This window comes from Moraxella sp. FZLJ2109, from assembly GCF_024296965.1.
Lineage (GTDB): Bacteria > Pseudomonadota > Gammaproteobacteria > Pseudomonadales > Moraxellaceae > Moraxella.
This window is the reverse complement of record NZ_CP101112.1, coordinates 170,890-193,896: the sequence shown is the minus strand read 5'-3', so window position 1 is coordinate 193,896 and position 23,007 is coordinate 170,890. Positions and strand designations below refer to the sequence as shown.

16 protein-coding genes are annotated in these 23,007 nt (G+C 47.4%); 8 read left to right on the top strand and 8 right to left on the bottom strand.

Features of this window, described 5'->3' with window-relative positions:
- Positions 1–337: 337 nt before the first annotated feature.
- From rpsI to NKU06_RS00915, 5 genes are all read right to left on the bottom strand, one after another.
- A complete protein-coding gene (gene rpsI, locus NKU06_RS00935) occupies positions 338–724 on the bottom strand; it encodes a 30S ribosomal protein S9 (protein WP_254731656.1) in 387 nt (128 codons plus the stop codon).
- 9 nt (positions 725–733) lie between these two features.
- Positions 734–1,165 carry a 50S ribosomal protein L13 gene (rplM, locus tag NKU06_RS00930; protein WP_078254213.1) on the bottom strand — a complete coding sequence of 144 codons (432 nt, stop codon included), beginning with the start codon at positions 1,163–1,165 and terminating at the stop codon, positions 734–736.
- 204 nt (positions 1,166–1,369) lie between these two features.
- Positions 1,370–1,561: an NF038104 family lipoprotein gene (locus NKU06_RS00925; protein ID WP_254731654.1), complete on the bottom strand. Its 192-nt coding sequence runs from the start codon at positions 1,559–1,561 to the stop codon at positions 1,370–1,372.
- A complete protein-coding gene (gene rsmD / locus NKU06_RS00920; protein ID WP_254731652.1) occupies positions 1,558–2,187 on the bottom strand; it encodes a 16S rRNA (guanine(966)-N(2))-methyltransferase RsmD in 630 nt (209 codons plus the stop codon). Before rsmD ends, NKU06_RS00925 begins: the two co-directional genes overlap by 4 nt.
- 32 nt (positions 2,188–2,219) lie before the next feature.
- Positions 2,220–2,672, bottom strand: coding sequence for a hypothetical protein (locus NKU06_RS00915; RefSeq protein WP_254731650.1), 453 nt, complete (start codon positions 2,670–2,672; stop codon positions 2,220–2,222).
- A 295-nt stretch (positions 2,673–2,967) separates the two neighbouring features.
- Here NKU06_RS00915 and NKU06_RS00910 point away from each other — a divergent pair, with 295 nt between their 5' ends.
- From NKU06_RS00910 to adk, 6 genes are all read left to right on the top strand, one after another.
- Complete coding sequence (locus NKU06_RS00910; RefSeq protein ID WP_254731648.1) at positions 2,968–4,290, top strand: hypothetical protein; 1,323 nt, start codon at positions 2,968–2,970, stop codon at positions 4,288–4,290.
- A 236-nt stretch (positions 4,291–4,526) separates the two neighbouring features.
- Positions 4,527–6,539: a heme lyase CcmF/NrfE family subunit gene (locus NKU06_RS00905; protein ID WP_254731646.1), complete on the top strand. Its 2,013-nt coding sequence runs from the start codon at positions 4,527–4,529 to the stop codon at positions 6,537–6,539.
- Between the two features lie 2 nt (positions 6,540–6,541).
- A complete protein-coding gene (locus NKU06_RS00900; protein WP_254731644.1) occupies positions 6,542–7,117 on the top strand; it encodes a DsbE family thiol:disulfide interchange protein in 576 nt (191 codons plus the stop codon).
- A 26-nt stretch (positions 7,118–7,143) separates the two neighbouring features.
- Positions 7,144–7,671, top strand: a complete 528-nt coding sequence (locus tag NKU06_RS00895) for a cytochrome c-type biogenesis protein (protein ID WP_254731642.1) — start codon at positions 7,144–7,146, stop codon at positions 7,669–7,671.
- A complete protein-coding gene (gene ccmI, locus NKU06_RS00890; protein ID WP_254731640.1) occupies positions 7,668–8,930 on the top strand; it encodes a c-type cytochrome biogenesis protein CcmI in 1,263 nt (420 codons plus the stop codon). The genes NKU06_RS00895 and ccmI overlap by 4 nt, the downstream gene beginning before the upstream one ends.
- Before the next feature lie 321 nt (positions 8,931–9,251).
- Complete coding sequence (adk, locus tag NKU06_RS00885; RefSeq protein WP_254732094.1) at positions 9,252–9,908, top strand: adenylate kinase; 657 nt, start codon at positions 9,252–9,254, stop codon at positions 9,906–9,908.
- A gap of 93 nt (positions 9,909–10,001) precedes the next feature.
- Here the strand turns inward: adk and NKU06_RS00880 are convergent, their stop codons facing one another.
- The 3 genes from NKU06_RS00880 to NKU06_RS00870 all read right to left on the bottom strand — a co-directional run bounded on the left by NKU06_RS00880 (position 10,002) and on the right by NKU06_RS00870 (position 14,707).
- On the bottom strand, positions 10,002–12,188 hold the full coding sequence (locus NKU06_RS00880; protein WP_254731637.1) for a triacylglycerol lipase: 2,187 nt from the start codon (positions 12,186–12,188) through the stop codon (positions 10,002–10,004).
- 186 nt (positions 12,189–12,374) lie between these two features.
- Positions 12,375–13,202 carry a M48 family metallopeptidase gene (locus NKU06_RS00875; RefSeq protein WP_254731635.1) on the bottom strand — a complete coding sequence of 276 codons (828 nt, stop codon included), beginning with the start codon at positions 13,200–13,202 and terminating at the stop codon, positions 12,375–12,377.
- Between the two features lie 176 nt (positions 13,203–13,378).
- A complete protein-coding gene (locus tag NKU06_RS00870) occupies positions 13,379–14,707 on the bottom strand; it encodes an MFS transporter (protein WP_254731633.1) in 1,329 nt (442 codons plus the stop codon).
- Positions 14,708–14,969: 262 nt separating this feature from the next.
- Here NKU06_RS00870 and NKU06_RS00865 point away from each other — a divergent pair, with 262 nt between their 5' ends.
- Positions 14,970–17,762: an autotransporter assembly complex family protein gene (locus NKU06_RS00865; protein ID WP_254731631.1), complete on the top strand. Its 2,793-nt coding sequence runs from the start codon at positions 14,970–14,972 to the stop codon at positions 17,760–17,762.
- A 110-nt stretch (positions 17,763–17,872) separates the two neighbouring features.
- Positions 17,873–22,915, top strand: coding sequence for a translocation/assembly module TamB domain-containing protein (locus NKU06_RS00860; protein WP_254731629.1), 5,043 nt, complete (start codon positions 17,873–17,875; stop codon positions 22,913–22,915).
- Positions 22,916–23,007: the final 92 nt, after the last annotated feature.

Here is a 23,007-nt window from a genome sequence, read left to right as displayed (position 1 = left end):
ATTGTGATAATTTTAGTTATTTATGAATAATAGTATAATTATATTAAAATTATCGGATTTTTTGGCAAATTTTTCTCTCTCATCTGTTACGATATTTTCGTGAATATTACTTATTTATACGCAGGATTGATTGCTAAATTTTGGAATGATTATTTAAAAATTGTCAATAATAAGGTTGTAATTTGCTAATATTATTAAACTATTTTATCCATATCAAATTAATAAACGATTTTCAACTATTATAAATTTATTTTATTATAAATAATTAAATAAAAGTGTAAGATAATAAAAAACTCCCGATAAAAATCGAGAGTTTTTGTAAAGCGAAATCGAGAAATTAACGCTTTGAGAATTGTGGGCGACGACGCGCTTTGCGCAGACCCAATTTTTTACGCTCAACTTCACGAGCGTCACGGGTAACGAAGCCAGCTGCTTTTAGTGCAGGCTTGTAGCTTTCGTCTTGTTCGATCAAAGCGCGAGTGATACCGTGACGGATAGCACCTGCTTGACCATTGATACCGCCACCAACAACAGTGATGTATAGATCAACGCTGTTTGCTAGGTCTAGTAGCTCTAGTGGCTGACGAACAACCATGCGAGAAGTTTCGCGGCCGAAGTATTCGTCTAGAGTTTTACCGTTTACAACGATGTTACCTGTGCCTTTAGACAAGAAGACACGAGCGGTAGAAGTCTTGCGGCGACCAGTGCCGTAATTGCGTTCCATAATGTCTCCTTAGATGTCTAGTACTTTAGGTTGCTGAGCTGCGTGTGGGTGTTCAGTACCCGCATACAGTTTTAGCTTTTTGATCATCGCATAGCCCAAAGGACCTTTTGGAAGCATGCCTTTAACAGCTTTGTGCAACACATCTTCAGGCTTGTGAGCAAGAAGTTTAGTGAAGTTAGTCTCTTTGATGCCGCCTGGATAACCAGTGTGACGGTAGTATTTTTTGTCCTGAGCTTTCTTGCCAGTTACAGCAATTTTGTCAGCATTGATAACAACGATGTAATCGCCAGTATCAACATGTGGAGTGTACGATGGCTTGTGTTTGCCACGCAGACGAGAAGCAATCTCAGAAGCTAGACGACCTAGAGTTTTGCCTTCAGCGTCCACGACATACCAGTCATGTACAACTTCAGCGGGTTTGGCACTGATAGTAGTAGTCATAAAAAACCTATTTAGTTGAGTTTGAGAGTAATACAAATAAAAAATCTCAAGCCAAAGCTTGATTTTATTTGTCTTTGAGTTGGGGAAACGAAGGGCTCTCAAGAAACAGCGGTTATTTTACCAAATTTTTCAGGCAAAAAGCAAGTGCCATTTAAGTGAATAACACAATTTTTGTTGCGTTTTTGTGCATTTCCCCCAAAATTTTCAGTCGTCTTTGTCATCATCTTTATCATCGCCGTCACCAGGGATGATGGCTTTGCCAACGGCGACTGTGCCTTTGACCACGCCTTTGGTGGTTTTGTAGGCGATTTTGGCAGGGACGGTAACAACTTTATGCACGCACGCGCTTAATAAAAATGCGCTGCAAATTAGGGTAATAAAAGCAAATGGTTTCATGATATTTCTTCGCTTAAGTCTTCGTGTAAGGTTAATAAATATGCATATGCTTGACCGATTTTGGTGGATTTTTCAACCGATAATTTTGCCAGTGTCTCGGCGGTTAATACCGTCTCAATTTCACGATCTGATTCAAAATAAATTAAGCTATTTTTATGTAATAATTGATGGGTGAATAATAAATCGATGATGGCTTGCCATAAGTTTTTTGCATAGGGCGGGTCGATGAAAATCACATCAAATGCTTGGCTCAGCGTCGGTAAAATTGCCAAGCAATCGCCTGATTTGATTGTGGTTTGTGCATCGATTTTTAAAAGCTCAGCATTGTCTGCTAATAGCTTTGCTTGTGCGCTGTTGTACTCGATTAGCACCGCTGAGCTTGCACCGCGTGATATGCTTTCAAAGCCAAGCACGCCACTGCCAGCACAGACATCAAGCACGCTTGCGTCATTCAAATCACCCATCAGCCAATTAAACAAAGTCTCACGCAGGCGATCAGGCGTGGGACGCAAACCATCAGCATCAATAAAGCTGATCAGTCGGCGTTTGTGCAAGCCGCCAATGATGCGCACTTGGTTGGTCGTGCGAGCAGCTTGGTTGGGTTTGGATTTTTGTTTTTTTTGCATGAATTGGTTTAATAATTTAAAAGAAAATCAATTTATGAACATATCTCACGAATAATCGCTGCATTCATCGCATCGTCAAATGATAAATCGGGCGCATTGCAATCGACCGTAATGCCAAGCGGATAGGTAGCAGTTCGGCGTTCAAAAAAGTATAAAGTCGCTGACTTATTGCCATCTGCACCTGTGCTGATACTAGCTTTATCCAAGACGACAAACTGAAAAACTTGTGGCTTGGCATATGACCACGGGCGAAACCAGCTGGTTTTTGGAACTTTGGCGACGACGACACTCTCGGCAGGTAGTTTGGCGATGGTATTATCCGCCCAAGTGTATTCATGATAAATCTGAAAGCCAAGCACGCCAACGCCTGCTGCGACAGGGACGAGCCATTTTGGGGCTTTTTTACAAAACATCCGAATCGGCAGTACCAGACCCGCCATCAAAAAAGCGGCAAAAATCGTCGCAATCAATTCCCAAAACATCATGACAAACCATCCTTAATATTGTCAATTACAGCAAATCATCGCTTAAAATTACCAAAAATCCAACAAATCGCGCGCAGTCTCTTCAACTTGTCAATCTACACGACTTGCTCATTATAGACAAGCTTTGGTTAAATTGCTAGAAATGTTTTTGAAAACTTAGCAGATGTATCATTTCGTTTACAAAAACTCTCAAAATCGCGAAAACACGGCATTTTGCATAAATTTGACATACGAAATTTACAAAACTATGCTAAAATTACCGCCATTTATCTGACACGAAAAATGACATTCACTCATGCTTGCAAGCTTTTGGCAGACGCTCACCGAACATCCTGAATTTATCGCCATGCTCACAATTCCGCCCGTAACGGCTTTTGTGACTTGGGCGCATGTGTGGATGGCACTTGAGATGTTGTTTTATCCGATTCGCTTTTGGGGCATTCGTGTGGCAGGTATGCCATTTGGATTAAAGGGCTTGGGTTGGCAAGGCATTGTCCCTGCTAAGGCGGGCAAGATCTCAGGCGTGATCGTTGATCAAACCTTGTCCAAATTAGGCTCGCTCGATGAATTTTTTCAGGCGATGGAACCTGAAGAGATGGCGGATTTTATCACCGATACGGTGGATAAAAATCTGGAGAGTCTGATTGATGAGATTATGCTTGAGCGATCGTATGCACTGTGGACGCATATGCCTTATGCCATTCGCCGCCGTATCTATGCGCACGCACACGCCAAGCTGCCTGAGATCATGAAATCATTGGTGCTAGATCTGACTTATAATGTCGAAGAACTGGTCGATATGCGCTCGATGATCGTTACTAAAATGGAAAATGATCGCAAGCTGATGGTTGATATGTTCTTGCGTGTGGGTAAAAAAGAAATTAATTTCATCTGGAAAATCAGCGCGCTGATCGGCTTTGGTTTTGGCATTGTGCAGATGGTGCTGTTTTATTTCATTCCAGAGCATTGGACAGTACCGTTTTTTGCGATGATTTGGGGTGCGCTGACCAACTGGATCGCCATTTGGATGGTGTTTAACCCTGTTGAACCGCGCACCGTGCCTTTTATTCGCCTGTTTCGTTATGAGCATCATGGTGATGATAAAAAAATCATCTGGATGCTGCCACATTGGCATAAATACAGCTGGCAGGGCGGTTTTATGAAGCGTCAAGATGAAGTCTCAAGCGTGTTTGCTGAGATTGTCGTCAATGAACTGGTGACGCTTGAGAACATCATGCAAGAGATGATGTATGGCGCGCGTGCTGAGAAAACTCGTGAACTGATGAAATCGCATCTGTATGAAATGCTTGAATCGCCTGTGGTGGCAACGACACTAAAAATGGGCATGGATGAGCGCAGTATTGATGATTTTAAAGATCGGATTTTGGATAAATCCATCGATGCAACCATGGTACCGATTCGTGATCCTAAGCTTAATACTTCGCGCGCGAGCAAGATTTTTGGCTTGTTTGAAGGGCGGATTCGTGCCCTAACCCCAAAAGAATTTCAAAATCTATTAAGACCAGCTTTTCAAGAAGATGAGATTACCTTGATTGTATTGGGTGGTATTACAGGCTTTTTGGCAGGCTGGTTGCATTTGATTGCGGTATTTTATTGAGTTAAATTTGTTAAATTTTAATTAAATTGTACGACTTATATTGATAAATTTTATTCAAAATTTGTCTGTTAAAATATAAGTTAAAAATAGCAAGTTAAGATAAAAAATCACATTTTTTCAATGACTTGTACTTATAAATCTACTGATATTTTTTATCAAAATCTACAAAAAACTGACAGCATTTGCGCATCTACGCATTGCACGCATAAATTGACGCATAACATGAGTGATAGACCATGCTAATTACAGAACTTGGATATTTTTCGCTTTTGCTCGCCTTTGTGCTGGCGATTTTGCAGGCAGTGCTGCCTGCCATTGGCGTGATACGACATCAAGTACAATGGCAGCGATTGGCGCCAAGCCTTGCTACAGCGCAGTTTTTGGCGATGGCGGTGTCGTTTTTGGCATTGATTGCAGGCTTTTTGTACAATGATTTTAGCCTTGTCTATGTCGCTAAGCATTCAAACAGTCTGTTGCCTTGGTATTATAAGCTATCTGCAACTTGGGGCGGTCATGAAGGCTCGCTGCTGTTGTGGATGACGATTTTGGCGACTTGGTGTATGTTGGTTGCGGTATTTAGCCGTGGCTTGCCGCTTGATATGCGTGCGCGCGTGCTGTCTATCCTAGGCGCGGTGCAGGTGATGATGCTTGCGATGATGATTTTTACTTCATCGCCTTATGTGCGCGTACTGCCGAATTTGCCTGTCGATGGTGCGGATCTAAATCCATTGCTCCAAGATCCCGGTTTAATTTTCCATCCGCCGATGCTGTACATGGGCTATGTTGGCTTGGCGGTGCCGTTTGCTTTTTGTATGGCGGCGCTGTGGGCGGGGCGACTGGATGCGGTGTGGACGCGCTGGAGTCGTCCTTGGACGCTGACGGCGTGGGCGTTTTTGACTTTGGGTATCGCACTGGGTTCTTGGTGGGCGTATTATGAGCTTGGCTGGGGCGGCTGGTGGTTCTGGGATCCGGTTGAGAATGCGTCATTGATGCCGTGGCTGGCTTCGACTGCGCTGATTCACTCGCTTGCCGTGACCGAAAAACGCGGCGTGTTCAAGGCGTGGACGATGATGCTTGCGATTTTCTCATTTGCGCTAAGCCTGCTCGGCACTTTCCTTGTGCGCTCAGGCGTGATCACATCGGTGCATTCATTCGCTGCCGACCCGACGCGTGGTCTTGCGGTGCTTGCGATTTTGGCAATTGTCATTGGCTTTGGTTTGTTGATGTTCGCGCTGCGTGGTTGGAAGCTGACCGTTGAGAGTAGTTATAAGCTAAAATCTCGTGAAACCGTGCTTGTCATCAATAACCTAATTCTACTGGTGGCAACCTTGGTGGTGCTACTTGGTACGCTGTATCCGATCATCGCAGACTTTTTTAAATTGGGTCAAGTCTCTGTCGGTCCGCCGTACTTTAATGCGCTGTTTGTGCCGCTGACTTGGCTGTTGCTTGGCTTTATGGGTGTGGGCGCAGTGATGCGTTATAAATATGACAGCCGTCCACTGCTTGCCACGATTGCCGCTTGTGCGGTCAGTGGTTTGGTACTAGGCTCGGTGGTCGCGTATATGATGTCGCAGCTTGCTGAAGTGCCAAGTTTTGATTATAGCGTGTATATCTCAGGGGTGCTGAGCCTGTGGGTGCTTGCGTTTATGGTCTTTGATATTAAGGATAAATTAAAGCACAATAAAGGCAGTCTGGCACAAGGCTTGGCAAAACTTACGCCAAGCTACTGGGGTATGCAGATCGCGCACTTAGGTGTGCTGGTCTGTGTACTGGGTGTGGCTGGCACAAGCAGCATGAGTATCGAAAAAGATGTGGCGATGACGGTCGGCGACAGCGTCCATGTGCAGGGCTATGATTTTCATCTGCAAGCATTCGAACAAGTCAAAGGCGCGAACTACGACGCTACGCGTGCGACCATCGATGTTAGCGCCAATGGCAAGACCTTGACAACTTTATACCCTGAAAAGCGCGACTATGTGGTCAGCATGATGCCGATGACTGAAGTGGGCATTCGTGCAAGTCTGCTTAATGAGATGTATGTGGCACTTGGCGAGCCGATCGCAGACGCACAAGGTAAAATCAATAACAATACTTGGGCGGTTCGTGTGTATGTCAAGCCGATGGTACGCTGGATTTGGCTAGGTGCGATCATCATGGCAGTCGGTGCGTTCATCGCGCTTATTGACCGTCGTTATCGCTTGGGCAAGTCGGCGCGCACTACTTTGTCATCATCAAATACGGAGATCTAATCATGGCACAAAAAAAACGCTCATTGACCTTTATCATTCCTTTGGTGATTTTCGTTGGCGTGGTCATCATGCTGTTTGCCCGCCTTGGCAAATCGACCGATGTTAATACCAGTCAATTGACAGGTAAGCCTTTGCCTGCGTTCAATTTGCCGCTGCTGTCTGATACCACACGCGTGATGACCAATGCTGATTTGCCTAAGCAGCCATTTTTATTGAATGTTTGGGGTTCGTGGTGTATTACTTGCAAAGTGGAGCATCCGTTTTTATTGAAGCTGCACGCGCAGGGTGTGCCGATGGTTGGTGTGAATTATAAGGACGAGCTGCCTGAAGCGTTGGCATATTTGAATGAATTTAAAGATCCATTCCTATATTCAATCCAAGATCTACCGGGAAATTATGGATTGGATCTGGGCTTGATGGGTGCGCCTGAGAGCTATGTCGTCGGCGGTGATGGCGTGGTGTATAAGCACATCGTCGGTGAAGTTGGCGAGCATAATTGGGATAGCATCACCAGCTGCCTAGGTGTGGTCGCTGATGCATCGATGAGTCAAGCGGATAAATTGAGCGCTTGCCAATAATCGCACAAGCTTATTAGGATAACTTTATGCAGACATTTGACAGATCGATTTATAAATCGGTAGCGGCATTGCTATTGGGCTTGAGCATTGGCATGACAGCAGCTGCCAGTATTGATATTTATGAATTTGACTCACCGCAGCAAGAAGCGCAATATCGCGGCTTGATTGAAGAGTTTCGCTGCCCAAAATGCCAAAACCAAAACCTGGCAGGTTCGGATGCGCCGATCGCCCAAGACCTAAAGCAGCGCACTTATGAGATGGTCAAAGATGGTCGGACGGATGCTGAGATTCGTAATTATATGTTCGAACGCTATGGTGATTTTATCAGCTATAAGCCACCTGTGCGTCCATCGACATGGATTTTGTGGTTTTTCCCACCAGTGCTGCTTGTGCTGTTGATCTTAGGCTGGATTTATAAAGCCAAAAAAGGTCGCAGCCAAGTGGCAGACGGTGATGTCAGTGCCTTGAGCGCAAGCGAAGAAGCGAAGCTTGCCAAGATCCTAAAGCAGCATCAAGCTGATGATTCACAAACCCAACCAAAAGGTGATGTATGACACCGTCTTTAGTTTTATTTTTTAGTCTGTGTGCTGTCTTGACGGTCTTGATGTCGCTTGTGGTGATTTATCCGTGGCTGCGTGGCAAAAAAGCCGAAGATAATCAGCTGATGGCGGTGAATGTCGCGGTATTTCATGAGCGTATCGATGAGCTGGATGCGGACAAAGTAGCAGGGCGTATCGATGAAGTGCAATACCAAGCACAGCTGAATGACCTAAAACGCCAACTGCTCGATGCGCAGACGGTGGCAGAGACCTATGCACCTGTGGGGCTTAAGGGTCGTGCTATCGTCATGCTGTGGATTCCGATTTTGGTGGTGATCGCTTATCTGACCACGGCAGATCGTACGCCTGTATTTACGCTATGGCAAGCCCAAGACACGGTCGGGCAAGTCGCTGATGATCTACTGACGGGTAAAATCGACGCGCCACCTGAATGGGCGACGACAGATTCATCGGCGCTGATCTCAGCGATGCAGACCAATGTCCATCATCATGCTTATGATGCCAATCGCTGGATGCGACTGTCTGAGCTGTTTATGATGCTTGATGCCAAGCCACAGGCGCTAGAAGCCTTATCGCGCGCCAATCGTCTAGAACCTGATAATGAAGAGATTGCGCTGACCTACGCACAGACCAATTTCTTCGTCAATGAAGGCGCGATGGATGATAAAGCGCGCGCGGCAGTACAGAGTATCTTGGCGAAAAATCCCAAGCATGAAGGCGCGATCATGATGATGGCGATGGGCGAATCTAAGGCGGGCAACTACAGTGAAGCCAAAGCATGGATTGCGCGCTTGCGTTCTAGTCTTGTGGCGCGTTCAGGTGCGGATCGCTCTGACGCTTTGGCAAGCCTAGATAAGCTGGTGGAAAATATCAATCAGCAAGAAGCTCTAGCAGCGCAAGGCGTGACTGTCACTGTCAAGCTTGAGCCATCATTAGCGACGCAAATGCAGCCTGATGATGTGTTGTTCGTCTCGATCGCAGCGCAAGCTGGTGGCGCACCATACGCGGTCAAGCGTCTATCACCTGATGCATTAGGCGCAGGTCAAGTGGTGGTCAGCCTAAGTGATTTGGATGCGATGATGCCGTCGCGCACTTTATCGGTAGGTCGTGCATCAGGCGAGGCCTTGGTGGTACAAGCGCGCATCAGCCACAGTGGCAATGCTGTAGCGGCATCGGGCGATTTGGCAGCCAATCCTGTGGTACTGGATAAACAAACTGCGGTAAGCTTAACCATCTCGCAAGTTGTGCCTTAAGTCGATCTGGTTATGCATCAACAAAGCCTGTATTGATTTACAGGCTTTTTATTTTAACTATATAGTCTGCCAATTTTAAAATAATACTGCGTCAAGCTCGCTTGTATTACTACTTGTACAACTTTACTCGTTTTTCTTGTCTTATTTTAAATTTGTTTGACTATAAGACTGCCAAAAAAACTGCTCAGTTCACAAAAATTGCTAAGTTTATCTGATTTTGTCATAAAATTACTTGAACAATTGGGCGGTGTGCTTTATAGTAGCAGGGGCAACAGGGTAACATCCCATTTTATCTAATCATACCGTTGGAGAATTATTATGATGCGCATCATTTTGTTGGGTCCACCAGGGGCAGGTAAAGGCACACAAGCACAATTAATTTCAAAAGAATTCGGCATTCCGCAGATCTCTACAGGCGATATGCTGCGTGCTGCGATCAAGGAAGGCACTGAGCTTGGTAAACTTGCCAAGAGTGTGATGGATGCTGGTCAATTGGTCTCAGATGAGCTGATCATCAACCTAGTCAAAGAGCGCATCAGTCAGCCTGATTGTGCTAATGGCTGTATTTTTGATGGCTTTCCGCGTACCATTCCACAGGCTGAAGCTTTGGCAGCAGCAGGCGTGGACATTGATTTTGTGATCGAGATCAGTGTACCTGATGATGAGATTGTTAGCCGCATGTCAGGTCGTCGCGCGCATTTGGCATCAGGTCGTACTTATCATGTGGTATATAATCCGCCGAAAGTTGAAGGCATTGATGATGTCACAGGTGAGCCACTGGTACAGCGCGATGATGATAAAGAAGAAGTCGTTCGTGATCGTCTGTCGGTATATCACGCACAGACAGCTGCGCTGATCGGTCATTATCAAGCGGTAGCACAGTCTGGTGATAATGCGCCTGCTTATCATGACTTTGACGGCACTAAGGCGATCGATACCGTGCGTGATGAGATTTTTGCGGTATTAAAAAGCAAATAATTCTTTATCAAATTAATAAAAATCCCTAAGCTTGTTAATGACTTAGGGATTTTTTTGGTTTTGATAAACTGATAAAAATCAGCTTTTTATATATCATTCATGCGATTTGATGTGCTGATACAGGATCTTACGCAGCTGTAGCACGGTTTTTGGGCTTTCGTGGATATTGTGACTGCCTGTGATGATGGTTTCGCTCGCAGCACCGTCCAAATGTGAGCTGCTATAAGGCACGATACCATCAGAGATTTTGTCACTGACCGCCGTACCTGACGACATCAAATCACCATCCATCACGCCTTTATGATCGCCGACGATGGTATGATATCTGACGGCAGTATTGATCTTGACATCACCTGTCAATGCGACGAATGTTGAGCGATCCGACAGCTGACTTGCACCATTTTGTAGGTATAATGAACCGACCAAGCCATCTTTATTCGCGCTGTTACTGACCTTATCGAGTGCATCGATGGTTTTTTGGGTCAGACCAATTGGCAAGCTGATGATCCGCCGTGCCGTGCGCGTAAACCAACGATCGGCATAGTCCGTACCGCGAAACGGCGCAGAGATGAACACCGCTTCATCGACTTGTGGCAGGCGCGATAGTTTTAGGCGTGATGCCAAGGCGTGCTGCTGATCGTCATTGAGCTTACTGATCAGACGGTATTCTTTGGTCTTATCGAGTGTCTGTAATTTATCCACCAAATCATCATCAGAGACGAGCAGACGCGAGATGACACCACCCATGCTATGACCGATGAGCAGGGCGTTGTGACTTGCGGTATCTTGAGCGTGCGGATCGACTGAGTTGAAGGCGGCTTGAATGAGATTTTCGATCTGATAACGATTTTCTAAAATCGGCAAATTGGTCGAATATGCCACTTGCCAGACTTGATAATTTGCACCCAGCACAGGATCGGACAGCAGGGTGTTGGTCAGATTCACCCAAGTGGCAGGGCTGGATGCCAAGCCATGCAGCATGATGATGACTTTTTTGTTCGGATTGTACGGCTCAAGCATATACAGATCAGGCAGCGTGGCGTTTTCGTGGCGCGCCAGCATATTTAAAATACTGAGCGGCTTAAGCTGATTTTCGGACAGCCACAGCGCATAGCCTGCTGAGAAATTGGCGGATAGTGGCTGAGTTGTGCCAAGCACATCGATACTCTGATGGCGTAGTGGGTCGAACAGATGTGCGTGAAACTTGCGACTGTGCAGCACTTCATCGATACTTTTGCCTTCAGGCAGGATCACCGCAGTGATCAGCATATGTCCAAGCTGATGAATGCGCGATTGATACTTGGGGTCTTCTGGTGATGGTAGAGTGTCGGTGCGATTGGCTTCAAGCTTATTGGCGATGCTAGCGATGTAGCGATCTTGCATTGAGCCGACGAAATTCACCCCCAAGCCTGCACGCCGTGATGTGATATCAAGCTTGGATAAGCGCGGATCATAAGCAGGAATCAGCTCAGAAAAGGTCTGCTGACGACCTTCATTGACCTTGGCGATGTAATACGGATTATTATCCATCGACACGATCAAATCAGTCTGCTGATCGGCTTGGGTGCTGGTGAGTTTTGCGACGATCACTTGATCAAACTTCGGCTCGATGATCGGCTTGTCAAGATTATACACCGTCTCGATCGCACCGCCGAACGCGCCTTGTTTGAAGCGATAGACTTGCGCGATGATGTCATTGACTGCAAGCTGATACAGATCTTGGGCGCGGACATCGGACTCGCTAGCAAAACTATTGCCGCGCGCTGTACCAGTAAGCTCAGGATAAAACAGATAAGCATAACTGTAGCGCAGCGTCTGGTACAAGGCTTCACGGTACTCACTGGCGCAGTTTATTTTGGCTTGTTTATAGGCTTTGATCTCATCGGGGGATTTTGGTGCATTGGCATAATATGGGTCAATCGGCGGACGGTCAAGCTCAGTGCGGCAGGCATCTTGTAGTGCCAAAGCCTGTGCGCGGGCATAGTGAAGCTCAGCAACAACGGAGAGATTTTCGCGGCGATTGTGCTCAAAGGTGCTGTCATGAATGCCTTTAATACAAGCATCAAAATCGCTCATGCAGCTGTCTTGGTTGAAACCTGCATTAATCAAAGCGCTGCGCGACAGTGCGCTGACCGAATAACTGGTGATGATACTGCTGCGCGCTTGTTCGACGAATTGCGAGACATTTTGTTTGGGTGATGCCAAATGACTACACGCACTCATACTGCCGCACAGTGCCAAGAATATCGCACTTGCTAATGTCTTTTTTGCCATACTCATCCTGTTTGCTTTTTTCATATCATCATCCATTTTTGCCTTGAGTATAAATTGATCATGTGTCAATGACTTGCCAATGACAAGTGCCAATTTCTCATTATAAACCAAAAGCCCAAAAACCAACAATCCGTACAGGCAGCTGCACGGATTGTTTGGGAAAAACGGTGTCAGTTTACCGCTGATTTCGCATTATTTCGCTGTTTGTGGCGCTTTGATGTTCAGATTGGCATCTGGAATGTTCCAAATGTAGTAGCCGCCATTTTCAACGATGCGCACTTGCTCTGCGATTTGTGCATTGTCAGGGTGGGCTGCTGCCAGCTTTTGTAGGCGTTTTAGTGCGCCAGAACGGTTATCGCCCAGTAGTTCAGCTTGTGCGATGCTTTGTTCTGCTTCAGTGTAGCCTGCCGCGACCGCTTTGTCTAGGTATTTGCGACCTTCTTTAAACGCGCCTGATTCTGACAGCATCATACCAAATAGGAAGTTACCTTCGGTGTGGTTCGGATCGACTTGTAGCAGCTTTTGCATATGATTGCCTGCGCGTACGGTGTAGTCGTTGCCTAGGTTTAGGTTACGCGCCATGCCGTTGATTTTTGCGGCGCGTAGTAGCGTTTCTGCTGATGCATCAGGCGCGCTGGCATATGGTTCGATCCAGTCAGATAGGTGCTTGATGTTTTGTTTCACCAAATATTCGCTGGTGCGCGTTGGGAAATTGGTTGGGTAGTGGCGAGCATTTGGCGCGATATCGTCAAGCAGCTCATCGACCAAAGTGACATCCAAAATGGTGCTGCCTGATGTGTTGGCAGGGATGACGACAGTTGGGATGGTCTTAACTTCGCTGACGCTGATGCTTGGCACTGGCAAGCCTTTGACAGATTTTTCAAGCAAATTGATGGTGTCTTGTGGCTTGATGGCTTGGGTGATTTCACCGCGTAGTGCAGGGCTTTGGTAGGTGCCAGTCGCTGCAACTGCTGAAGTGGTCAAGGCTGCAAGCGCAAGAGATAGTGTCAATTTTTTCATAAAATAAAGTCCATCGGTTTAGAAAAATAGGATAAAAGAGAAAAAATAAATTGGCTCAAATCATAGCAGATTTTTTGAGCCAATGGGGTAAAAAATTTATACAACACGCTTTAAGTTTGTATCCCTATTGTAACCATGCGGCGATGTTGCGTTGATTTTTTACCGATTTTATGCTTTTAGCCAAGCATCGGCGTATCATCGGCACTGATCGGCAGACTGTTTTTGTATTGTTGTAATTTCAAGTATAAAATCACACCAAAGATCAAATTTACAATACCAGTGATCAAAAATAGCTGACCCAAGCTTAAGCCCAAAATCGTCAAAATCACAATCGCAAATACCGCCGAGACAACCATATAAATGGCATTAAAGATGTTGTTCGCGCCAACGACACGCGAGCGATGCTCAATTGGTGCATAGGCTTGCATACTGGTGTACAGTGGCACGATGTACAGACCACCGCTTAGACCCAGTAAGAATAATTCAGCAAAGACAGGCATTACGCCATCGATCTTAAACAGCATATCCAGCGTCATCGGTGCATCGGCGCTGATGCTCAGATTGCCCAGTGAGAAATACAATGCCGCCGCAAAGATGGACAAACCTGCGATACCGACAGGTAATAGCCTGAAGCTGACTTGGTTTTTGGTCAAAGTCTTGCACAGTAGCGAGCCGATCGCCGTACCGACTGAAAATAAAGTTAGTAAGAAAATCACCACCGATTCATCACCGTGCAAGATGCTCTTGGTCACTTCAGGTGTCTGCGTCAAAAAAGTCGCGCCATAGAACCAAAACCAGCTGTTACCCATGATGATGAAAAACAACAGCGGTAAGCTGTATAAGTATTTGATGATGTCAAAGCTGGTGCGAAAAATATTCCAATCAATCTTTAGATCGGCGGCATGGATGGTGGTCACGGGGATTTGTCGCGCAGCGATATAACCTAAGATGGCGATGAAAATCGTCAAAACGCTGAGCCAATATTCTGAAAAGTACAACTGCGTTAGCACGCCTGCGGTCATCATGCCTGTCAAGATGGCAAGGCTTGTACTGGTTTGGAATAAGCCATTGGCGCCGACTAGGTCATTTTTTGGCATGGCTTCGGGCAGATAGGCATATTTGATCGGCCCAAAGAAAGTGGACTGCGCACCCATAAAGAACAAGCAGACGAACAGCAGCCAATAAATCTCATAAATAAAACCAATCGCCGCCATGCTCATGATGATAATTTCAAGCAGCTTAATGTAGCGCGTCAGCCAAGATTTTTCGTATTTGTCCGAGATCTGACCTGCTAATGCCGAAAACAAAAAAAACGGCAGGATAAAGAGCAAAGCGGCAAGGTTATTGAGTAAGCTGACTTCCATGCCAAGCTTGGCAGCCGCGCTGTAGGTGAGCATCAAAATCAAGGCTTGTTTAAAGACATTGTCATTAAACGCCCCAAAAAATTGGGTAAAAAACATCGAGTTGAATGCACGACGACGGAACAAAGAGAGCTGACTTGCCATAAAATTACTTTGCTGGAACTAAAATTGGTTTTCGGGGTATAATTGGGGTGAAAATATGCTACAGTGATTTGGTGATTTACACCTTGTATTTAAGCAAGTTATTTTTGGCGAATATCAACCAACCCCTTTTGAGTTTTGTTATAATACAGGAATTTACAGCGAAAATGTCACTAGATTTGCAAAATTACTAAGGATTGTGGACAATTGTCATGCAAATCTTACATTGACATTTTTTAACTTTTGTGTTTTTTGTGAGTGTATCATGCCGCCAAAGCCTGTCAATACGACTTTTGCGTTTCCGATCAAATCGCCACCATCACCGCGTGCGCTGCTGTGGCTTACCTGTTTGTCTGCGATCAGTCAAGCGCAAGCAGCAGGCGTAGATGCCAGTCATCGCACAGAGCAGGTGGCAGGTGCAGCGGCAAGCATTGCTATCGGCACAAATGCCAGTGCCGCACAGACACTGGATATATCGCTACTGACCCCTGAGCAGATCGAGCAGCGGCTGCGTGATGTGCGCCGCGAGTCGCCAGAGCGGATCTTGCGTCCGACGAATTTCGATGATACTACCGCACTTGGCACGCCTGTGTCGCGTATCGATGATGGTACGCCGCCGATCGGACTGGATGCGCTGATCGCCAATACTGCGCCGACGCCGAACAGCTTGACGACATTGGGCATCGATCAGGCGAATGCTGATGCCACCAATCCTGATGATTACATTCCTGAATATATCGATACAGGGCGTACGACAGGTGATGAAATGGTCATTGTCGAAGATGAAGTAGTCAAGCCCAATCTGTTTCGCCGCACTTATGATCGACTGTTCAATGATGGCGTGAGTAAAGTGCCACGCCTGAAGGTCAATGTCATCTTGAGCGATAACCAAGGCAATGAAGATAAGCTGTCACGCCGAGATGTCAAGTACGAACCATACCAAAATATCAAAGCTGCGCTAGAAGACATCACCGCTGAGTCGGTGCGTGATTTTCAAGGATCGCAAGCACGCCTGCGTCAGACGGCACAAGCTGCAGCGCGCGCGGTCGGTTATTATGATGTCAAGCTGCACATCACCAAGGTGCAAGCAGGCGAGATCAATGTCATCATCGATGATCTGGGCGAGCCTGTGCGTGTCGAGAATCGCGCCATCGAAGTGCGCGGCGATGGCACAGCCAATCAAAATTATCAAGCGGTGGTCAATTCTAATGCCTTACAAGCAGGTGATGTATTCCATCACGGCGAGTATGAAGCAAGTAAGCTTGCCATCGAGACGGTGAGCGGAGAGGAAGGCTATCTGGATGGGCGTTGGCTGAATAATTCGGTGGATGTGGTCTTGCCGGATAATGTCGCTGATGTCAGCTTGGTGTATGATACAGGTCAGCAATATCAGTTTGACCAAGTGGTCTTTTTCACCATCGATCCTGATACAGGCGAACTGACCACTGATCCTGATAAATTGCCTGTCAAATCCAAACTTCTAGAAAAGCTACTGACTTTCGAGATGGGCGATGCCTATAATCGCCAAGCGGTGCGCCAACTGTCCAATGATCTGCTTGCCACAGGGTATTTTAATGCGGTTAATACCGAACCTGTGTATCCTGAGAAGCTTGCCAAGCAAGATGAAGTGAATTTTGAAAATACACCCAAAGACACCCCAGAGCCAACAGCACCTGTGACGGAGACGGTGGATCTTGGTGATGGTATCAGTGTTGAGATCGCACCGCTTGAGTTCAGTGCATCCCAAGCGATCCGCGATAAGCTTGATCAAGTCGCCCAAAAAGCCAATATGCTGTATAACCTGCCTGATGATCGCGTGCTGCCTACCGATACTGCCGAGAAGGATAAGTCGATCCTTGCGCGTATCAGTGATGCAGTCTCAGGCATCGCCAAAGCCATCTTACCTGATGAGACCAAAGATGACACCGCGCTTGATCTGTTAAACGAAGATGGTAAGCGACCTGAACTTGCCAATCGCAAAACCCCGCAGCAAGTATATCAAGACAAAAAAGTACCGCTGTATGTCTTCGTCGCCAGTGATAAGCCGCGTGATGCACAGATTGGTCTGGGTTGGGGGTCAGATACAGGTGCGCGTGCGATTACCAAGTTTGAGCACAATCTGATCAACCGCGACGGCTATCAAGCAGGGACAGAAGTGCGCTTATCCCAAAAAGATAAAGGCGTGAAACTCTACGGCTCTAAGCCACTGAGCCATCCGCTGAACGATCGCTTGGTGGCGTCATTGAACTATGGCGAAGAAACATTGGATCAAATCGGCAAATACGATCTGAAATCGCGTACGCTAGAGCAGGGCGTGGCGCGTAATATCATCACCAAAAACGGCTGGAATCGTACATATTCACTGCGCTACCGCATGGATGAGCTTGAAAGTCGCGCACCACAAGATACTTGGCAGGATCTACCTGTGGATTATGTCGCAGGGGGTGTCAGCCAAGAAGCGCTGCTGGCAGGCGTTGCAATCAATAAAACCGTCGCCGATGATCTGGTCAATCCGATGCGCGGCTATCGGCAGTATTATTCGCTCGAAGCAGGCGCAGATGGCGTGGTCAGTGAGACAGATCTTGCGATCGCGCGTGCTGGTATCAGTGGTATTTATAGTTTTGGGGATAATGCCTATGGCAAAGATCGTGCGCATCAGCTGATCGCAGGGATTGACACAGGTTATATCTGGGCAAGGGATTTTGATAAAGTGCCGTATAAGCTCAGATTCTTCGCAGGTGGTGATCAGAGCATTCGTGGTTATAATTATAACAGCTTATCACCATTATCAGATACAGGCTATCTGGTCGGTGGTCAGGCATTGGCGGTGGGTCGCTTTGAGTATAATTATGAAGTGATGAAAGATCTGCGCCTTGCGGTGTTTAGTGATGTCGGTAATGCGTATAATAAGGACTTTAGTAACGATACCAAGATCGGTGCAGGCGTGGGCGTGCGCTGGGCATCACCTGTGGGTCAGCTGCGTATCGATGTTGCCACAGGGGTCAATGAAGACGACACGCCGATTAAGCTGCACTTTTTTATCGGTTCACCTTTTTAGGTGAATCGGTTACAATGCATGGTTTGAATGCATGATTTAGACATAATTTAAATACACTTTGTGCGTGATGCGTGCAGGTTTGGTAAATTTATTCAATTTCAAGGATTTTTATGGCGATGACTTACGGTTTGGCGACACACACTCAGTCCGATGGCGGTACTGATGCGGTAAGTCACGCCGCCAATTCACCGAACAGTGCGCAAGGCAGCTCACCGAATGCGCGTCCGCCCAAGCGTCCACAGCCATCGTGGATGATTTGGCTGCTGCGTCTGATTGTAGCGGCTTTGGTGGCGGTGATGATCTTGTTGCTTGCGTTATTTTATATGGCAGGCACGGATCAGGGCACGAAGTTTTTGGTCGAAAAAATCGCGTTAGAGACAGGCACGACGCTGACTTATGGTGAAGGTAATCTGCGTGATGGCTTGTGGGTGAGTGATGTCAAGATCGCCCAAGGTGAAGACATTACCGTCAGCATTAACCGCGCTTATATCGAGATGGGCTGGCGTGCGGTATTGGCGCGCCAAGTGCATTTGGTCAATGCAGATATTGATACCGTTGAAGTCATTAACAAAAAACCACCGACAGGCGAGCCTTTTGATTATGCGACCATCAGCCTGCCCGTGGATATCCGCCTAGAAAATTCTAGCGTCCGCCAAGTGCGCTATCTGCAAGCCACTGCCGAACCAGTGGTGCTTAGCGATATTCATATTCAAAGTGGCACTTGGGCAGGTGAGAAGATCACTTTAGAAGACAGCAAGCTTCGCTATGGCGATGTGCTTGATGTCAGTCGTGCTACAGGTGAGATCGAATTATCAGGACAATATCCGCTGAATCTGAACGCTGATGTGCATATTCACGCGCTGGATTCTGTGTATTTTGATACTTTATCTGTCAAGGCGACAGGCACGCTCAAGCGCACGGTCGGCACGCTGAGCAGTAAGTACAATCAATCAGCAGTGACAGGCAGCTTCATCGCGCAGGGCTTAGATGAGAACTCGCCATTTTCTGCGCGCCTAGATTTTGATAAAGTGTTGCTGCCCTATGCTGAAGAGCAGCACATCACCTTGTCTAATGGCACGATCATTGCTGATGGCGTGGTGTCAAATATCGAACTGCGCATCAATACCGATCTTAGTGCTAAAGACATACCATCTGGTCGGTATCGTGGACGCGGTATCGTGCGTGATGGCGGTATGGATATTCCTTATCTGCATGCCAATACACCAAATGGTGCACTCACCGCCACGGGTAAGATGGAATGGTCGGATGAATATGAGCTTGATGCGACCATCGCAGGCAATGGCTTTGATGTGCGCGCGGCGATGCCTACTGAATACCGCGATTATCAAGCTTATCTGCCTAAGTCACTCGATGGCACGCTCGGCGTCAAATATCGCCTGCTTGATACGATGAATAATGAGACGCGCTTTGAATTTGACCTTGCCCAAAAAGATGGCGAGATCGTGCGTGCCACCTTGCGCCAAAATCAATCATCGCCTGATATGCCGTGGCTGATCGATGCCAATTGGCTGAATTTCAAACGCAGCGATGTTCCGCAGATCGGTGTAATCGATAGTCGCATCGGACAGGCAAGCTTGCGCCTAGAAGAAGGGCGTACTTTCATCACAGCTGATGCAAATATCAATGCGCTCAATGCCGCGCCTGCTGGTCATTATGTCTTGGCAGCGAATATCGATAAAGGTGAGCGCGTTTATCTGACAGGCTTTGATTATCAAGGAGTGATCGGTAAGCTGCGCGGCACAGGTCAGCTTGACTTTGCCACCACGACCAAGCCGATGACTTGGCAGATTGACGCCATCGCAGAGCCGATCAAGCCCAATGCTTATTTTGATACACCTGAACAGACGCCATTTGACACAGTGACAGGGCGAGTGGTCGCACGCGGTATCATGCGTGATGATGGCAAGAACAGCCTACATGACATCACCATCACCGACAGTGATCTGACGGCGGTGATGACGACAGGTGAGACGGTGCAGCTAAGCGGTGCGGGTACATCGCAACTGGTGCTTAATGGTAGTGAGATCACCGCGCTGCGAGCGGATTTTGATGGACAATTGACCCAAGCTTATCTGCCACAGCTTGGCAAGGCAGACATCGGTGTGAGCGTGGCAGGTGATCTGAATAAGCTAAGCTTTAGCCGTGCGACCCTTGTCAATGATCAAGGCAAAGTATCGATCGCAGGTGATGTCGGCTTACGCGATGGTATCAGTTGGGATATCAAAGGTCGCCTAGATGAAGTCAATACCAAAGCCTTGGTTACAGATCAAAGCTTGGCAGCGATCATCAGCGGTGATGTGGCAAGTCGCGGTGTGTATCGCAATGAGACCTTAGCAGATGTGGCGCTGAGCTTTGATGGTCAAGTGATCAATGATAAACTGCCAGCAGGTACGCTTGCTTTTGATGCGACAGGTAAGAATAACCGCTTTGAAATCAAACGCTTACATCACGATGGCGATGCAGGGCGTATCGATGCGACAGGTTGGCTTGATCTGAATAATGGCGCGGCATGGGCACTGGATGCAGACATGGCGGCGCTCGATCTTGGGGCGTTCGTCCAAGGTATCGACAGTGATATGACAGGCAAGGTGCGCTTGTCGGGCGATTGGGGCAGCGTGCGTCAGATTGTGCAGATTGAGAACTTAGCGATTACAGGCGCGTTCAATGGCAGACCACTATCTGCCACAGGCTCGCTGTATGCTGAGCTTGCCTTGCCAAAAGACATCCAAGGCTACATCGATCGCATTAAACAAACCAGTCGCCGACCACGCACGCGCGAAGAGTTGATCAGCTTGCGCAATCGTATTGATAATAATGCGCGCCAAACCCAAAATATCATCCGCAAGCTTGACGCCAATAATCTAAAAGTACAAATCGGCGAAAACTATGTGGCGATGAATGGCGATGAGTCGCAGCTGACCACCAGTGTCAATATCGTTGATTTGTCCCAAATCATCAACCAAGCAGCAGGGCGTATCCAAGGCGGCGTGATTTTGATCAATGATGACAATGCCTTGCCGACCTTATACATCGATGTCAGTGCCGCCCAAGTGCGCGCGCCAAGCCTTGTGATCCAAAATGCACAAGCGATCGGCAAAATCAACAACCTTGGCAATAGCCCAAGTCAGCTACTCATGCAGGGTAATGACATTATTGTCATGGGTAAGGTGATCAAATCTGCGCGCCTTGATTTCTCGGGTACAGAGAGTGATCATCTGCTGTCTGTCGAGACCCAGAGCGGCGATATCGAAGCGGCAAGCCAAGTGCATGGCTCGTTTGATCGCGAGACTATGACTTATACAGGGGTGCTGGATGATAGTCATGTCACCAGTCGTTTTGGCACGATGGCACAGCGACAGCCTGCTGAGTTTCGCTATGGGCTCAATGATGGCGCGCTGAAAGTAGCGGCGCATTGTTGGCAGTCGGCGCATATTGCTGATGATGGCGTGGGCGTACTGTGCTTACAAGACACGCTGAGCTACACACCGACATCAGGCAATGTCAATGTCGTGATCCAAAATCTTGACACTCAAGTATTCTCAGCTGCCTTGCCAAGTGACATCGAATGGCAATCGATGCTGAATGGTCATGCCAAGGTATCATGGCGACAAGGCGCTGAGCCTGTGGTTGATGCCGTGCTGTACTCAGATGATGGGCGATTAGGGCTAACCCAAGAAGACACAGGCTATGTCGAGATGCCGTATAAACGCTTCTCGATCATCGCCCAAAGCGTCGCAAAAGGGCTAAAAATCCGCACCGATGTCACAGGCACAGCAGGTAAGGGCTATGCCGATATCGTGATCAATCCTTATCAAGAGAATAAGCCGATCTCTGGCGCACTGGTGATGGATGATTTAAACCTTGCGGTATTGCGACCATTTTTCCCAAGTATTCAGACCTTGACAGGTAAAGTGGCACTCGCTGGCGGTCTGGGCGGTACTTTGTCCAAGCCATTATTCTTTGGTAATGCCAATTTAGACAATGGCGCGCTTAGCATCGCAGGCGTGCCACTGCCACTGACTGACATCAATGCGGTGATGAATATTCGCGGCACTAATGCGACTTTAGAAGGCAGCTTTAAAGGTGGTGATGGCACGGGCAAGCTTGATGGTGCGCTGGATTGGGCGGATGAGGTACAAGCCAAACTGGGCATCTCTGGCGAGAAATTATCCATCGCACAGCCGCCATTGGTGGTGGCACAGATCGATCCTGATCTTGAGATCATCGTCAAGCCATTGTCCAAATATGTCGATGTACAAGGGGTGATCAGTATCCCTGTAGCGACATTGAGACCGCCTGAGACCACAGCCGACATCGTCAGCGAATCGCCTGATGTGACCGTGCTTGACCGTCGTATCACGGGCAATGTCGAGCAGATTTTGTCAGTGGTTGAGCCGTGGAATATTAATGCCAATATCGGTGTCGATCTGGGCAGTCAAGTGGAGTTTCGCGGACTTGGCGCGACGCTACCTTTGGCGGGTGCGCTGCATTTGACGCAGTCAGGACAAGGTGCGATGCAGGCACTGGGCGTGGTGCAAGTGTCCAAGCGAACCAAAATTGATGGCATTGGGCAAAACCTTGAGCTCAACTACGCACAGATTCGCTTTAATGGCGATATGCTCAATCCGTATCTGTCGATCGAAGGTGAAAAAGAAATCGAAGGGCAGACCATTGGTGTGCGTATCCGTGGCACGGCGAATGAGCCTGATATTACGGTGTTTAATGACGCAGGTTTGACCGAACAGCAAGCGATGAATGCACTGGTGACAGGGCGGATTAACGAAACCACCGACTCACAAATCACCGAGCAGGGTTTCCGCTCACAAGTCACCAATCAGCTCGCGGCAGCAGGCTTAAGCTTGGGTCTGTCTGGCACGCGCAATCTAACCAATCAAATCGGTCAAGCGCTTGGCTTACAAAGCCTGACCGTCGATGCATCAGGCAGCGCAAGCGATACCAATGTCAATGTCACAGGCTATATCACGCCTGATCTGTACATCCGCTATGGCGTTGGCGTGTTCAATGCCGAATCCAGTCTATCGATGCGCTACCAGCTGACGCGCCGCGTATATATCGAAGCGACCAGTGCTGCTGAAAATATGGTGGATGTGATTTATCGTTGGAAGTTTTAACCCAAAAATTCATTTCTCCAAAACCCAAAACTTAAAAAGCACCGCCCATGCAAGCAGTGCTTTTTAAGTTGGAGAAAGTTTATATAAATCAA

Bases quoted from the DNA above. Each gene is read 5' to 3' on its own strand.
- NKU06_RS00875 (WP_254731635.1), bottom strand. From the start codon at position 13,202: ATGAAAAAATTGACACTATCTCTTGCGCTTGCAGCCTTGACCACTTCA.
- NKU06_RS00925 (WP_254731654.1), bottom strand. From the start codon at position 1,561: ATGAAACCATTTGCTTTTATTACCCTAATTTGCAGCGCATTTTTATTA.
- ccmI (WP_254731640.1), top strand. From the start codon at position 7,668: ATGACACCGTCTTTAGTTTTATTTTTTAGTCTGTGTGCTGTCTTGACG.
- rsmD (WP_254731652.1), bottom strand. From the start codon at position 2,187: ATGCAAAAAAAACAAAAATCCAAACCCAACCAAGCTGCTCGCACGACC.
- rplM (WP_078254213.1), bottom strand. From the start codon at position 1,165: ATGACTACTACTATCAGTGCCAAACCCGCTGAAGTTGTACATGACTGG.
- NKU06_RS00905 (WP_254731646.1), top strand. From the start codon at position 4,527: ATGCTAATTACAGAACTTGGATATTTTTCGCTTTTGCTCGCCTTTGTG.
- NKU06_RS00900 (WP_254731644.1), top strand. From the start codon at position 6,542: ATGGCACAAAAAAAACGCTCATTGACCTTTATCATTCCTTTGGTGATT.
- NKU06_RS00895 (WP_254731642.1), top strand. From the start codon at position 7,144: ATGCAGACATTTGACAGATCGATTTATAAATCGGTAGCGGCATTGCTA.
- NKU06_RS00870 (WP_254731633.1), bottom strand. From the start codon at position 14,707: ATGGCAAGTCAGCTCTCTTTGTTCCGTCGTCGTGCATTCAACTCGATG.
- rpsI (WP_254731656.1), bottom strand. From the start codon at position 724: ATGGAACGCAATTACGGCACTGGTCGCCGCAAGACTTCTACCGCTCGT.
- adk (WP_254732094.1), top strand. From the start codon at position 9,252: ATGCGCATCATTTTGTTGGGTCCACCAGGGGCAGGTAAAGGCACACAA.
- NKU06_RS00860 (WP_254731629.1), top strand. From the start codon at position 17,873: ATGGCGATGACTTACGGTTTGGCGACACACACTCAGTCCGATGGCGGT.
- NKU06_RS00880 (WP_254731637.1), bottom strand. From the start codon at position 12,188: ATGAGTATGGCAAAAAAGACATTAGCAAGTGCGATATTCTTGGCACTG.
- NKU06_RS00915 (WP_254731650.1), bottom strand. From the start codon at position 2,672: ATGATGTTTTGGGAATTGATTGCGACGATTTTTGCCGCTTTTTTGATG.
- NKU06_RS00865 (WP_254731631.1), top strand. From the start codon at position 14,970: ATGCCGCCAAAGCCTGTCAATACGACTTTTGCGTTTCCGATCAAATCG.
- NKU06_RS00910 (WP_254731648.1), top strand. From the start codon at position 2,968: ATGCTTGCAAGCTTTTGGCAGACGCTCACCGAACATCCTGAATTTATC.